The following is a 13,097-nucleotide window of genomic DNA, read 5'->3' as shown; positions in this document are numbered from 1 at the left end:
TGCGCCACTGGCGTAAAAAGGAGAACACCATGCAAGAATATCAAGCAGAAAGTTATGACGTGATCGTTGTTGGTGCCGGCCATGCCGGATCAGAAGCTGCCTTAGCAGCCAGCCGAATGGGGGCAAAAACCCTTTTACTGACCATCAACTTAGACATGGTCGCATTCATGCCTTGTAATCCCTCCGTCGGCGGACCAGCAAAAGGCGTCGTGGTGCGCGAAATCGATGCTTTAGGCGGAGAAATGGGCAAAAATATCGATAAAACCTACATCCAAATGCGGATGCTCAATACAGGAAAAGGTCCCGCAGTGCGGGCTTTGCGGGCGCAAGCCGATAAACATGCCTATGCGGCTGAAATGAAACGAACGATCGAAAAAGAAGCCAATCTAACACTGCGCCAAGGGATCGTTGAAAAGCTGATCGTTGAAGAAGGCGAATGCCGTGGCGTTGTGACATCTACAGGCGCTCGTTACCAAGCCCAAGCTGTAGTGATCACTGCAGGAACAGCGTTGCGAGGGGAGATCATCATTGGAGAGTTGAAGTATTCTTCTGGTCCAAACAACTCCCAGCCATCGATTGGATTAGCCGATCATTTGAAAGAGCTTGGTCTAGAGATCGCTCGTTTTAAAACCGGTACACCACCGCGGGTCAAATCCAGCACCATCAACTATGAGGTAACGGAGATCCAGCCTGGCGATGAACAACCGAATCACTTTAGTTACAGCACACCCGATGAAGCCTACAATCAAAACCAAGAACCTTGCTGGTTGACCTATACGAACGAAGGGACGCACCAAATCATCAACCAGAATTTACATCGGGCGCCGATGTTTACAGGGATCGTCGAAGGGGTAGGTGCCCGTTATTGTCCATCCATCGAAGACAAAATCGTGCGTTTTGCAGACAAATCTCGTCACCAACTATTCTTGGAGCCAGAAGGATTGAACACCGAAGAAGTGTATGTTCAAGGGCTTTCTACTTCTATGCCAGAAGACGTCCAAGTCCAAATGCTGCATTCCATCGCAGGTTTAGAAAAAGCGGAAATGATGCGGACGGGCTACGCCATTGAATATGATGTCGTGGTACCTCATCAATTGCGTCCAACATTAGAAACCAAAGTCATCGAAAACCTCTTTACGGCAGGACAAACCAACGGAACCAGCGGCTATGAAGAAGCGGCCGGTCAAGGCTTGATTGCCGGCATCAATGCCGCTTTGAAAATTCAAGGCAAAGAACCTTTCATTATGAAACGCAGCGACGGTTATATCGGTGTGATGATCGATGATTTGGTGACCAAAGGAACCAATGAACCATACCGTTTATTGACCTCTCGTGCCGAATACCGCTTATTGCTGCGTCATGATAATGCCGATCTGCGTTTGACCGAAGTGGGACATCAAATTGGGCTCGTCCCAGAAGCGCAATACGAAGCATATGTAGCGAAAAAAGAAGCTGTTGAAGCAGAAATCAAACGCTTGTCTAAAATCCGCATCAAACCAACGCCAGAAGTACAAGCATATTTGACTGCCAAAGGGACGGCCACCTTGAAAGATGGCGTTTTAGCAAATGAATTCTTGCGCCGGCCTGAAGTGACGTATGCGGAAATGCTGCAATTTATTGAAGCCAATGAAACATTGAAGCCAAAAGAGATTGAACAAGTCGAGATCCAAATCAAATACGAAGGTTATATTAAAAAAGCCCTCGAAAAAGTGGAGAAACTCAAACGGATGGAAGCCAAACGCATTCCTGAAAACATCGACTATGCCGCTATCAATGGCTTGGCAACAGAAGCCAAACAAAAACTGCAAAAAATCCAACCCGAAACCATCGCCCAAGCGAGCCGTATCAGCGGAGTAAACCCAGCTGATATTAGTATTTTGATGGTGTATATCGAACAAGGGAAGATTGCAAAGGTTAACTAAAGACGGTTAATATTCTTTGAAAAACCAATTTATAAATGGTAAATACAGTGTCAAAAGCCCGCTACGAGAGTAACTCGCAGCGGGCTTTTTGTGTTAGCAATTGAATTATTCAACTTTTTCAATCGTAGTGGTTCCCCAATTCATGATGTTGCTGAGATGGACATAGCCATCGTACAAATTCAAGAAAATCGAGAAGGCACAGACGATATAGATCAATACATAAAAATTATTGGCCTTTTTGTTACGCCATAAGACAAAGCCATCTAAAATCAAACCTAATGGAAAGAGAAATGAGCCGATTCCAGCTAACAGTAGCAAGAGCAGACTTTCATCTTTTTCCGTTGCCATCGTTCTTTGGAGTAACGACAATTTTTCTTTTTTGTCGTTAATCTCTTGATTATTGGTTTCGATCCGCTCTTTTAACGCTTCGTTTTCCCGCAAGAGCTCATCAATCGAGACTTGATAGAGATCGCTCAACAAAATCAAATTCTCAATATCTGGATAGCCGCGCCCATTTTCCCATTTTGAAATCGACTGGCGTGAAATCTGTAATTTTTCTGCGACTGCTGTTTGCGACAATCCGGAAGACTCGCGACAGCTTTTTAATTGTTCTGCTAAAGCCAATGTATGCTCCTATCTGCTATTTAACAACTAGCTTCCCATTTGAGATCGTGGTTACGACACTCCCATTGGTAGTGATTATACCTGCTTTTTGCTTAAACGTACAGGTGGCTTTAGTGGACGTGTGAGTTAATGAACTAGAAGTGATACTTCCTCTGTGAGCAACTAAACTTAAATTCGAAGTGCCTGTAAATTGATTGCGGCTATTGACCGTGACATTGTAACTAGCGGTCCAATTACCGGTGGATGTTTTTGACACGCGATACGTTCCTGCTGCCAGATTTGCCCGGAATGACGGCAATTTTTCAATGGTCAAAATCAACTCGTTGCCTTCTTCATCTACGGTGATCAGCTGCTCATAGGGACTATCTGATGCTAAGTCGTAAACGAGTTCAGGTTCTTCCACTGTTTGGGCGGCAGCTGGGAGAGCAAAGAAGAAACAAATAAAAATAAACGGCACAAAAAATAATTTTTTCACAAATACCACTCCTTGTACTTTTGATAGTTTAAGTATACAAGGTTTGGCTAGTTAAAGAAAGCACAAGCTAATTTGTAACGGCAACGGATGGTTTACAGTTGTTGCTAGAGCAGCATTTCATAGGCTTATTTTTTAGGATATCGAGAAATTTTAAACGTAATGGTTCATTCAAAAGGTCTTCGTTTTTTAGGTTTCTGACAATGAAACGTTGCTTTTTAAAAGAAACGTTAAAGAAGCGGTTGCTTTAGTTTTAACCAAACCTAGCTGTAAAAGGAAACAAAAAAGCGAAAGAGAAGGTAACGTTTCGCGCCGTTAAAACGACAAACGTAAGACCTCCTTCCGCTTTTTTGCGGCCATTTTTATTCTCCTAAATCAATATCCTTTTGATGGTCGCCATCTTTTTTATAAACGTTCACCACGGATTCTTTGTTTTCGGCAATTTCTTTGGCACGGGCGATGGCCTCTGCTTTATTGTCGAAATGATCACTGGCACGTTTTGCTCCTTTGGAACGGACTTGCCATTGGTCCTCTTCATACACAACTTCAACATCCGCATCCATTAATTTTTTCGCATTTTTATTGGTTTGATGGGCATCATCTTTTTGCGGATTTCTCTCTTTCTGAAAAGCTTTCTTCTCCTCTTCATCTGCATTGTCATACCATTTTTCTGCTTGACTCGTGGCGATCGGGATCGCCCGATCGTCAGAATAGCCATCGGCTAGCAGGGCATTGGCGATATCGATCGCTTTTTTACGAACTAAGGGGTCTAGATTCTTCATTGACGCAGGATAATCACGGACATTCCAAGGCATTGTTTGGTTCCTCCTTTTTCTTGATCCAAAGTCATTTTCTCAAGGGTTTCCTTTTACAGGCACCACCAAGTATTACTTATTAGTTTACCCCCTTCTATAAAAAAGTGAAATCATTTGCTTTCTGGTCAAAAATGAAGGCACTTTCTTTTTTCATTTTCTAATAAACGAGGATTTATTTTTGTTAACAAAGCGTTATATTTCCCAAAAAAAAATGAATGGTTTAGAATTTTATTATAGAGAAAAGGAGGACGTAAGAATGAGTGAACCTATTTTGACTGATCCACGGGAACTTTATCACACGGGTAAATACAGCAAACAGGAACAAGATACGCCTGCTTTACAAGAAGAAATGCGACCAAAACCTGATTGTGGTGAAGACTCTTATGAGGGAAGTCAGCAGTTAGAAAACCGGCGGGTACTGATTACCGGTGGGGATTCTGGGATCGGACGAGCAGCAGCGATTGCCTTCGCTCGTGAAGGAGCAGACATTGCCCTGCACTTTTTCCCAGGAGAAGAAGAAGATGCCGAAGAAGTTGCAGGGTACATCAAAGAAGCCGGACGCAAAGTGATTTTGCTACCCTATGACCTGCGAGACGAAGCGGCACCACAAGAGATCGTTGACAAAGCGGTAGCAGCATTAGGTGGGTTAGATACATTAGTATTGAACGCAGCACAGCAAATCACGCGGCCATCGATTGCAGAATTACCGATTGAACAAGTGAAAGACACCTTTATGGTAAACATTATCTCAATGTTTGCATTAGTGAAAGCAGCTGAGCCACACTTACCGGCTGGGGGAGCGATCGTGACAACGACTTCTGTCCAAGCCTTTAGTCCAAGCGCCCATTTAATGGATTATGCGGCAACCAAATCGGCGATCGCCAGTTTTACAGTCAGCTTGGCGAAACAATTTGCTGAAAAAGGGATTCGGGTCAATGGGGTAGCCCCAGGACCAATCTGGACACCATTACAGTTAGATCATGGCCAACCGCAAGACAAGCTGCCTGAATTTGGTCAGCAAGCATTACTGGAGCGGGCAGGACAACCAGCTGAGCTGGCACCCGTCTATGTCTTTTTAGCTTCCAATAAAGCTAGCTATGTGACAGCACAGATTTATGGTGTTACCGGCGGAGAAGCCATTAACTTGTAAGCTTATCAAAAAATCGGAGAAAAAGGAGGAGGTGTCCTATGAGTAAAGGGTGGAAAATCGTATCAATCATCGTTTCGTTGATCTTTATCACTGTCTTATTACCAATCGTTTTAATGAGTAATCCTTACATGCAGCTGCCATTTGGTTTGGACAGCAGAGGCAATGTCGTCACGTATTTCTTTGACAACTTGTTTATGCGTCAATATATGTTTTGGGTAGCCGTTGTTTTAATCGCCGTATTCTTGATCGTGATCTTAGTCGTGCTGTTTTATCCAAAAACCAAAACAACCTTTGTTTTGAAAGAGGATAAGGGCGCATTGACGATCGATAAGAAAGCGATCGAAGGACTTGTACGTACGAAAGTAAATGAAAAAGAATTTGTTGAAGGACCAAAAGTTCATGTCAAGGCGACCAAAAATCGAATTTTAATCAAAATCAAAGGCCGCTTGAAACGGACGTCTGCCTTAGTTGGCAAAACCGAAAACTTAATGGCGGAAATCCAACAAGATGTCCAACGAGTGCTTGGCTCAAGTGAAAAAGTCAAAGTCGAAGTCAATTACGCGAATTTTGAACAAAATGAGACTCCGGAAAACCCGCGAGTAGAATAGGAGGGCTATGATGAACGAACTACAACAATACAAAATCCCATTGATTTTTGGAGCAATCGGCCTTGTTCTGGCTGTGTTGTTTGTAACGATCGGTTTTTTCAAAACATTGCTGATTCTACTCCTAACAGGTTTGGGTTTTGCGCTAGGATTGTATCTCCAACGTACCGGTATCATCGACGAATTTTTTAACCAACAATAACGTATTTTATAGGAGGAATTTTTAATGAATAACGATAAAAACGAATTAAACAATGAAAAAAATGTCAGTGCACATCCAGATCCAGTGGTTCCCAACACCAATCATCAAGCCAATGAAAATGCGATTCCAATGACTGAATCACCTGATCCAGTGGTACCAAATGCTGAAAAAGCAGTAGCAGGACAACAAAATGGACCAAAACCAGGGGATCATCCAGCACCAGGAAATCCAGATCCAGCCGGACATCATCCAGCACCGCCAAAACCTGGCCACAACGATTTTGAAGGACCAACCGGGGATGCACCCGTTCATGGTTCATTGACCTATGATGACAAAGTGATCCAAAAAATTATCGGAATTGCATTAGAAAATGTAGATGGTCTGTTGACGGTCGATGGTGGTTTCTTCTCTAATATTGCTGAAAAATTAGTTAATACAGACAATGTGACTGCCGGTATCAATACTGAAGTTGGGAAAAAACAAGTAGCCGTTGATTTAGATATCGTGGTTGAATACGACCGCAATATCCCAGAAATCGCTGAACAAGTCAAAGAAGTCATTCAAAAAGAAGTAACGACAATGACCCAATTAGAAGTGATCGAAGTCAACATCAACGTTGTGGATGTGAAAACAATCGCTGAATACGAAGAGGAACAAGAAACGGTTCAAGACAAAGTAACGTCAGCGGCTTCTAAAACCGGCGACTTTGCTTCACGTCAAACCAACAAAGCCAAACATGCGGCTTCCCGCGCGTCTGATCGTATCGAAGAATACAACGAACCTCGCGTGAAATAAAAAAGTTTCATATGAAACAAAAACAAGCATTGATCCTGAGATCAATGCTTGTTTCTTTGAGAAAAAAGCTGACCAGCAGGGTTGGCAGCCTTGCTGGTCAAGGAAAAATGAAAAAAGTTTTTTGGATTGAAATGAGTATAATTTCTATGCCTTAAACCAACCTTAAAGCCCCAGTTAAAAAATAGTAAATTCTCCTAGAAAGCAATCTCTGGCTATTGCATCGCACTGCTTTTTGCGTTAAAGTAGGAACTAGTCTGTGAAACATTTTTCTGTTTCACAAAATAGAAAGGATTCGTTATGCTACCTGAAGAATTTCATGAAGAATTACGCAAAAACGGGATCGTTTTAACCGAAGAACAAATGGAAAAATTCGCTGTCTATTTCGAGCGTTTAGTCGAATGGAATCAGAAGATGAATCTAACCGCAATCACGGAAAAATCAGAAGTGTATTTAAAGCATTTCTACGATTCTGTTTCCTTAGCTTTTGAAACCGCCTTTGACCCGCAAAGTCATTTGTGCGATGTCGGTTCAGGTGCTGGCTTTCCAAGTATTCCACTAAAAATCGTGTTTCCTGAATTAGAAGTGACGATCGTCGACTCTTTAAATAAGCGCATCACCTTTTTACAAACTCTTGTGACGGATCTACAATTGGAAAATGTCCACTTGTACCATGACCGTGCAGAAACATTTGGTCAAAACCCGCAATTTCGTGGGCAATTCGATTATGTGACCGCTCGAGCGGTTGCCCGTTTGAATGTGTTAACGGAACTCTGTGTGCCATTGGTGAAAAAAGCAGGCTATTTTTATGCGCTCAAAGCTGCCAAAAGCGAGGAAGAACTGGTTGAAGCCAAACCAGCGATCTCACTCTTAGGCGGCAAATTTATTGAAGAAAAAAGCTTTACCTTACCGGTCAGCGGCGATGAACGCCATCTTTTGATCATTCAAAAGAAAAAAGAAACGCCAAAGAAATACCCCCGCAAACCGGGAATGCCAGCGAAACAACCAATTAAATAGGAGGAAAATCAATGGCCCGTATTATTTCTGTTGCAAACCAAAAAGGCGGCGTAGGCAAAACCACCACAACGGTGAACCTAGGTGCGTCCTTAGCATTTGTCGGCAAAAAAGTGTTACTCGTAGATATTGATGCCCAAGGCAACGCCACAAGCGGTGTCGGCATTCGCAAACCAGATGTGGAACAAGACATCTATGATGTATTAGTCAATGAAACACCGATCGTTGAAGCGATTTTACCTAGCAGCCGAGAAAACTTGGATATCGTTCCAGCGACGATCCAATTAGCTGGTGCGGAAATTGAATTGACCTCCATGATGGCACGGGAATCTCGATTGAAATCGGCTTTGAATGAAATCAAAGAACAATACGATTATATCTTTATCGATTGCCCGCCATCTTTAGGTCATTTGACGATCAATGCCTTTACCGCCAGTGATTCGATTTTGATCCCAGTCCAGTGTGAGTACTATGCATTGGAAGGGCTGAGCCAACTATTGAATACCGTGCGTTTAGTACAAAAACATTTTAACCCTGAGTTAGAGATCGAAGGGGTCTTACTGACGATGTATGATGCCCGTACGAACTTAGGCGCGGAAGTCGTGGAAGAAGTCCGCCGCTATTTCCAAGAAAAAGTATACGAAACCATTATTCCGCGGAATATCCGGTTGTCTGAAGCACCTAGTCATGGATTGTCGATCATTGATTATGATCCACGCTCAAAAGGAGCCGAAGTCTATCAGACGTTAGCAAAGGAAGTGTTAGCCCGTGAAGAATAAAGGGAAAGGATTAGGGCGTGGGATCGATGCGTTGTTTCAAGACCTGCAAGGGTTAGAAGAAGTCGATATCAAGACAGAAAAAGTCGTTGAACTGCCTTTAAACGAATTAAGACCCAACCCTTATCAACCGCGAAAAACCTTTGATGAGCTTTCATTACAAGAACTGGCCAATTCGATCCAGCATTCGGGGGTCTTTCAACCGATCATCGTGCGGCAATCATCCGTCAAAGGCTATGAGATCATTGCTGGTGAACGCCGGTTTCGAGCGTCCAAATTAGCTGGCAAGGAAACGATCCCAGCCATCATCCGCAATTTTGATGAAGAAGCGATGATGCAAGTCGCCGTTTTAGAAAACTTGCAGCGGGAAGATTTAAATCCTTTAGAAGAAGCAGAAGCCTATGACATGCTGATGAAGAACTTGAAATTGACCCAAGCACAAGTCGCTGAACGTTTAGGGAAAAGCCGCCCGTATATCGCCAATTATTTGCGGTTACTGTCCTTGCCGAAACTCGTCAAAGAAATGGTTCAAGATGACCGTTTGTCTATGGGGCAAGCCCGGACATTATTAGGCTTGAAAAACAAAGAACAGATCTTAAAATTAGCCAATCGTTGTGTCAAAGAAAATCTGACAGTCCGCCAATTAGAACAAATGGTCGCTGAGATGAACGACACGAAAAACGAAAAGAAAAAAGTGCCGCGTCTGATTCGGGAAAAACCGTACTATTTACGAGAAAGCGAAGAACGGTTGATGGATAAATTCGGCACGAATGTCGAGATCCGCGAAAAAGAAGGCAAAGGAAAAATCGAGATCGAATACCTGTCACAAAAAGATTTAACCCGTATTTTAGATTTATTGAACATTCAATTTGATGAAGCTTGAGGTGATAAAGATGTATGATCTTGGGGATATTGTCGAAATGAAAAAACCGCATGCCTGCAAAGCCAATCGTTGGGAAATCATCCGCATGGGGGCAGACATCAAAATAAAGTGTACGAATTGCGGCCACATCGTCATGATGACGCGCCGAGAATTTGATAAAAAGATGAAGAAAATCCTAGAAAAAAAAGAGAAAGAGTGAAGTGAAGCATGGCGTTAACTGCCGGAATCGTTGGATTGCCAAATGTGGGCAAATCTACTTTATTTAATGCAATAACCAAAGCAGGAGCAGAAGCCGCAAACTACCCGTTTGCGACGATCGATCCGAATGTAGGAATGGTGGAAGTGCCAGATTGGCGCTTACAGCGTTTAACAGAATTAGTCCGTCCGAAAAAGACGGTCCCAACCACCTTTGAATTTACGGATATTGCCGGAATCGTCCGCGGTGCCAGCAAAGGGGAAGGATTAGGGAACCAATTTTTGAGCCATATCCGCCAAGTGGATGCGATCTGTCATGTCGTTCGTTGTTTCGACGATGACAACATCACCCACGTGGAAGGCCGCGTGGACCCATTAGCTGATATCGACACCATCAATTTGGAGTTGGTTTTAGCGGATTTAGAATCCGTCAACAAGCGCTATACTCGGGTCGCAAAAATTGCCAAAACCAAAGACAAAGATGCAGTTGCGGAACTGGCCGTTCTTGATAAGATCAAACCGGTCCTAGAAGAAGGGATCTCTGCTCGTTCGATCGAATTTACAGATGAAGAACAGCGCATCGTCAAAAGTTTGTTTTTACTAACGACCAAACCAGTCTTATACGTTGCCAACGTAGCAGAAGAAGACGTGGCAGACTATGAAACCAATGACTATGTCAACAAAGTGAAAGAGTTTGCAGCAAGCGAAAATGCGGAAGTGATCGTCATCAGTGCTCGTGCTGAAGAAGAGATCGCTGAGCTGGAGGAAGAAGACAAAGCAGAGTTTTTAGAAGCATTAGGAATTGAAGAATCAGGGTTGGATCAATTGATTCGTGCCGCCTATGATTTGCTGGGTCTAGCAACGTACTTTACCGCTGGTGAACAAGAAGTGCGTGCGTGGACGTTCCGTAAAGGCATCAAAGCACCGCAAGCAGCGGGGATCATCCATACGGACTTTGAGCGCGGCTTTATTCGTGCGGAAACTGTTTCCTTTGAAGATCTGAACCAATACGGCACGATGCAAGCGGCCAAAGAAGCCGGTCGGGTACGTTTGGAAGGAAAAGATTATGTCGTGCAAGATGGCGACGTGATGTTGTTCCGTTTTAACGTATAAAGGGCTTTCTTCCCAGTGAATTTGTGGTAAAATGTCCATTGTGAAGAAAACGCAGAAGGGAGAATCAATTCATGGAACCAGAAACTCTGCGAAATTATGTTTCCGAAAATCGTGAATTAGAACAACAATTAACAAAACGAAACCAACAATATATATTTGATTTAAAAAAATCGCTAGAGGCAGCCAACCTTTCTGAAGAAGAAAAAACGATTGCCTTGCATGAGATGCTGCCGGTCTTAGTCAAAGAACAAAAAGGCGGCAAAACGGCCCGCCAATTATTTGGTACAGTGTCTGAACGTACCGAAGCCATCATCAACAAACCCGTTGAGCAAAAAGAATCCGGCCCCTTCTTGATGTGGTTGGATAACACCTTGCTGATTTTAGGGATTTTTGGGTTGATGCTAGGGGTTATGGGAATCTTTACTAGAGGACAAGCACAACCTTATGGCTTATTGACCCTCTTCTTGATGGCGATGCTTGCTGGTTGGGTCTTCTACTTGATGTACAAATACATGTATCAATATGAACGCCCGGGTGCTGATAAGAGCAAACGGCCGAAGATGTGGAAGATCATTTTGATTTTAGTCGCAGCCTTCATGCTATGGATCGTTGTGATCTCGCTTTCTGCGATGATCCAACCACCATTGAATCCACAAGTGGACCCTGTGATCGAAGCCTTGATCGGGGCAGTGGCATTAGCAGCGAAGTACTACTTGAAACGCAAATACAATATCATCAGCAGTCTGTCTGTTCCTAGAGGCTGATGGCTACACGTTGATCGTGCGCCTTCTTTTGTTAAAAAAGACCGCACGATCAGCGTGTTTTTTTAGAAAAAATGGCGAATTATGAGATTTGACCAAAGGTTTGAAGAGGATTATTAAGAAAGCTTTCCGAATGGTTGACTTATGAAAAAATCTTTGCTATTTTTTTTAAAATACCTAAAAACTTTAAGGAGTGGTTACAAAAATGTCCAACTGGGAAACCAAATTTGTAAAAAAAGGGTTAACGTTTGATGATGTCTTATTGATTCCGGCAGAAAGTCACGTCTTGCCAAATGACGTGGATATGAAAGTGCAGCTTGCCCCGAATATTACACTAAATATTCCAATCATAAGTGCCAGTATGGATACCGTAACTGATAGTAAAATGGCGATCTCAATGGCGCGTCAAGGCGGACTTGGCGTGATTCACAAAAACATGAGTATCGCCGCGCAAGCAGATGAAGTGCGCAAAGTAAAACGTTCTGAAAGCGGCGTGATCATCGATCCGTTTTTCTTAACACCAAGTCACTTAGTTGCTGATGCAGAACATTTGATGAGCAAGTACCGCATCAGCGGGGTACCGATCGTAGAAACGATGGAAAACCGCAAATTAGTCGGTATCATCACGAACCGCGACATGCGTTTTGTCACGGATTATACGATGCCGATCAATGATGTGATGACCAAAGACCAATTGATCACAGCACCTGTCGGTACTTCGTTGAAAGACGCGGAAAAAATCTTACAACAACACAAGATCGAAAAATTACCGATCGTTGATGAAGCAGGGATCTTAAGCGGGTTGATCACTATCAAAGATATTGAAAAAGTAATCGAATTCCCGAATGCAGCCAAAGACACGCATGGACGCCTATTAGTGGCAGCGGCAGTCGGCGTTACTAGCGATACCTTTGAACGAGCACAAGCATTATTGGATGCAGGCGTGGACGCGATCGTCATTGATACTGCCCATGGACACAGTGCGGGTGTTTTACGCAAAATCTCTGAAATTCGCGCGCATTTCCCAGAAGCGACATTGATTGCTGGAAATGTTGCCACTGCAGAAGGCACGAAAGCATTGTATGATGCTGGTGTCGATGTCGTAAAAGTCGGGATCGGTCCAGGATCGATCTGTACTACTCGGGTGGTAGCCGGTGTCGGAGTTCCTCAATTGACAGCGATCTATGATGCAGCCTCTGTGGCACGTCAATATGGCAAAGCAATCATTGCCGATGGTGGGATCAAGTACTCCGGCGATATCGTCAAAGCTTTAGCAGCTGGCGGACATGCTGTAATGCTCGGTAGCATGTTGGCAGGAACTGACGAATCACCAGGTGAATTTGAAATCTATCAAGGCCGTCGCTTCAAAACGTACCGCGGAATGGGTTCATTGGGGGCAATGGAAAAAGGCTCCAGCGACCGTTACTTCCAAGGGGGCGTAAATGAAGCCAACAAATTGGTTCCAGAAGGCATTGAAGGACGTGTCGCTTATAAAGGCAGCGTTTCTGATATCATCTTCCAAATGATCGGCGGGTTGAAATCAGGGATGGGTTATGTCGGTGCCGGCAATCTGCAGCAATTACGTGATGAAGCACAATTCATCCAAATGAGCGGCAACGGACTAAAAGAATCACATCCCCACGATGTTCAAATCACGAAAGAAGCACCAAACTACTCCGTAAAATCATAAAATGTTTCACGTGAAAACCAACGCCCCCTCTGTTCAAAAGTGGACAGTGGGGGCGTTTGGTTCTAAAAAAGGGTGCCGATCTT

General features: G+C 43.6%; 16 protein-coding genes. 13 read left to right on the top strand and 3 right to left on the bottom strand.

Going from position 1 to position 13,097, the window contains the following annotated elements; all coding sequences use genetic code 11:
• Positions 1 to 29 precede the first annotated feature (29 nt).
• Complete coding sequence (mnmG, locus tag IGI88_RS06760) at positions 30 to 1,922, top strand: tRNA uridine-5-carboxymethylaminomethyl(34) synthesis enzyme MnmG (RefSeq protein WP_142965173.1); 1,893 nt, start codon at positions 30 to 32, stop codon at positions 1,920 to 1,922.
• 105 nt (positions 1,923 to 2,027) lie between these two features.
• Here mnmG and IGI88_RS06755 read toward each other — a convergent pair whose 3' ends face one another.
• From IGI88_RS06755 to IGI88_RS06745, 3 genes are all read right to left on the bottom strand, one after another.
• Entirely contained in the window at positions 2,028 to 2,546 is a 519-nt protein-coding gene (locus IGI88_RS06755) for a helix-turn-helix domain-containing protein (RefSeq protein WP_005232932.1), read from the bottom strand.
• Positions 2,547 to 2,562: 16 nt separating this feature from the next.
• Entirely contained in the window at positions 2,563 to 3,030 is a 468-nt protein-coding gene (locus IGI88_RS06750; RefSeq protein ID WP_005232933.1) for a DUF5626 family protein, read from the bottom strand.
• Positions 3,031 to 3,380: 350 nt separating this feature from the next.
• Positions 3,381 to 3,833 carry a DUF2188 domain-containing protein gene (locus tag IGI88_RS06745; RefSeq protein WP_196043920.1) on the bottom strand — a complete coding sequence of 151 codons (453 nt, stop codon included), beginning with the start codon at positions 3,831 to 3,833 and terminating at the stop codon, positions 3,381 to 3,383.
• Positions 3,834 to 4,089: 256 nt separating this feature from the next.
• Here IGI88_RS06745 and IGI88_RS06740 point away from each other — a divergent pair, with 256 nt between their 5' ends.
• The 12 genes from IGI88_RS06740 to guaB all read left to right on the top strand — a co-directional run bounded on the left by IGI88_RS06740 (position 4,090) and on the right by guaB (position 13,014).
• Entirely contained in the window at positions 4,090 to 4,983 is an 894-nt protein-coding gene (locus IGI88_RS06740) for an SDR family oxidoreductase (protein ID WP_008376956.1), read from the top strand.
• A 38-nt stretch (positions 4,984 to 5,021) separates the two neighbouring features.
• Positions 5,022 to 5,591 (top strand): alkaline shock response membrane anchor protein AmaP, encoded by a 570-nt coding sequence (amaP, locus tag IGI88_RS06735; protein WP_005232936.1) that lies wholly within the window; start codon positions 5,022 to 5,024, stop codon positions 5,589 to 5,591.
• 7 nt (positions 5,592 to 5,598) lie between these two features.
• Positions 5,599 to 5,790 (top strand): DUF2273 domain-containing protein, encoded by a 192-nt coding sequence (locus tag IGI88_RS06730; protein WP_005226258.1) that lies wholly within the window; start codon positions 5,599 to 5,601, stop codon positions 5,788 to 5,790.
• A gap of 24 nt (positions 5,791 to 5,814) precedes the next feature.
• On the top strand, positions 5,815 to 6,585 hold the full coding sequence (locus IGI88_RS06725; protein ID WP_005232937.1) for an Asp23/Gls24 family envelope stress response protein: 771 nt from the start codon (positions 5,815 to 5,817) through the stop codon (positions 6,583 to 6,585).
• Between the two features lie 11 nt (positions 6,586 to 6,596).
• Positions 6,597 to 6,740: a hypothetical protein gene (locus IGI88_RS06720; protein ID WP_005232938.1), complete on the top strand. Its 144-nt coding sequence runs from the start codon at positions 6,597 to 6,599 to the stop codon at positions 6,738 to 6,740.
• A 142-nt stretch (positions 6,741 to 6,882) separates the two neighbouring features.
• Positions 6,883 to 7,599, top strand: a complete 717-nt coding sequence (gene rsmG / locus IGI88_RS06715; protein ID WP_005226256.1) for a 16S rRNA (guanine(527)-N(7))-methyltransferase RsmG — start codon at positions 6,883 to 6,885, stop codon at positions 7,597 to 7,599.
• A gap of 11 nt (positions 7,600 to 7,610) precedes the next feature.
• Positions 7,611 to 8,375: a ParA family protein gene (locus tag IGI88_RS06710; RefSeq protein WP_005226255.1), complete on the top strand. Its 765-nt coding sequence runs from the start codon at positions 7,611 to 7,613 to the stop codon at positions 8,373 to 8,375.
• Positions 8,365 to 9,255: a ParB/RepB/Spo0J family partition protein gene (locus IGI88_RS06705; RefSeq protein ID WP_005226254.1), complete on the top strand. Its 891-nt coding sequence runs from the start codon at positions 8,365 to 8,367 to the stop codon at positions 9,253 to 9,255. Before IGI88_RS06710 ends, IGI88_RS06705 begins: the two co-directional genes overlap by 11 nt.
• Before the next feature lie 10 nt (positions 9,256 to 9,265).
• The gene (locus IGI88_RS06700) at positions 9,266 to 9,454 is read left to right on the top strand and encodes a DUF951 domain-containing protein (RefSeq protein ID WP_005226253.1); all 189 of its coding nucleotides are present in this window, start codon (positions 9,266 to 9,268) and stop codon (positions 9,452 to 9,454) included.
• An 8-nt stretch (positions 9,455 to 9,462) separates the two neighbouring features.
• Positions 9,463 to 10,563: a redox-regulated ATPase YchF gene (gene ychF, locus IGI88_RS06695; protein WP_005226252.1), complete on the top strand. Its 1,101-nt coding sequence runs from the start codon at positions 9,463 to 9,465 to the stop codon at positions 10,561 to 10,563.
• A 71-nt stretch (positions 10,564 to 10,634) separates the two neighbouring features.
• On the top strand, positions 10,635 to 11,327 hold the full coding sequence (locus IGI88_RS06690; protein WP_005226251.1) for a DUF1129 domain-containing protein: 693 nt from the start codon (positions 10,635 to 10,637) through the stop codon (positions 11,325 to 11,327).
• 202 nt (positions 11,328 to 11,529) lie between these two features.
• Positions 11,530 to 13,014, top strand: coding sequence for an IMP dehydrogenase (gene guaB, locus IGI88_RS06685; RefSeq protein ID WP_005226250.1), 1,485 nt, complete (start codon positions 11,530 to 11,532; stop codon positions 13,012 to 13,014).
• Positions 13,015 to 13,097: the final 83 nt, after the last annotated feature.

The organism is Enterococcus sp. AZ179, assembly GCF_050498885.1.
GTDB lineage: Bacteria > Bacillota > Bacilli > Lactobacillales > Enterococcaceae > Enterococcus_D > Enterococcus_D entomosocium.
This window is presented reverse-complemented; position numbering and strand designations above follow the sequence as displayed.

What these genes read in the sequence shown, in the direction of transcription:
- mnmG (WP_142965173.1), top strand. Translation starts at nt 30, where the DNA reads ATGCAAGAATATCAAGCAGAAAGTTATGACGTGATCGTTGTTGGTGCC.
- IGI88_RS06745 (WP_196043920.1), bottom strand. Translation starts at nt 3,833, where the DNA reads ATGCCTTGGAATGTCCGTGATTATCCTGCGTCAATGAAGAATCTAGAC.
- IGI88_RS06740 (WP_008376956.1), top strand. Translation starts at nt 4,090, where the DNA reads ATGAGTGAACCTATTTTGACTGATCCACGGGAACTTTATCACACGGGT.
- amaP (WP_005232936.1), top strand. Translation starts at nt 5,022, where the DNA reads ATGAGTAAAGGGTGGAAAATCGTATCAATCATCGTTTCGTTGATCTTT.
- IGI88_RS06730 (WP_005226258.1), top strand. Translation starts at nt 5,599, where the DNA reads ATGATGAACGAACTACAACAATACAAAATCCCATTGATTTTTGGAGCA.
- IGI88_RS06725 (WP_005232937.1), top strand. Translation starts at nt 5,815, where the DNA reads ATGAATAACGATAAAAACGAATTAAACAATGAAAAAAATGTCAGTGCA.
- IGI88_RS06720 (WP_005232938.1), top strand. Translation starts at nt 6,597, where the DNA reads ATGAAACAAAAACAAGCATTGATCCTGAGATCAATGCTTGTTTCTTTG.
- rsmG (WP_005226256.1), top strand. Translation starts at nt 6,883, where the DNA reads ATGCTACCTGAAGAATTTCATGAAGAATTACGCAAAAACGGGATCGTT.
- IGI88_RS06710 (WP_005226255.1), top strand. Translation starts at nt 7,611, where the DNA reads ATGGCCCGTATTATTTCTGTTGCAAACCAAAAAGGCGGCGTAGGCAAA.
- IGI88_RS06700 (WP_005226253.1), top strand. Translation starts at nt 9,266, where the DNA reads ATGTATGATCTTGGGGATATTGTCGAAATGAAAAAACCGCATGCCTGC.
- ychF (WP_005226252.1), top strand. Translation starts at nt 9,463, where the DNA reads ATGGCGTTAACTGCCGGAATCGTTGGATTGCCAAATGTGGGCAAATCT.
- IGI88_RS06690 (WP_005226251.1), top strand. Translation starts at nt 10,635, where the DNA reads ATGGAACCAGAAACTCTGCGAAATTATGTTTCCGAAAATCGTGAATTA.
- guaB (WP_005226250.1), top strand. Translation starts at nt 11,530, where the DNA reads ATGTCCAACTGGGAAACCAAATTTGTAAAAAAAGGGTTAACGTTTGAT.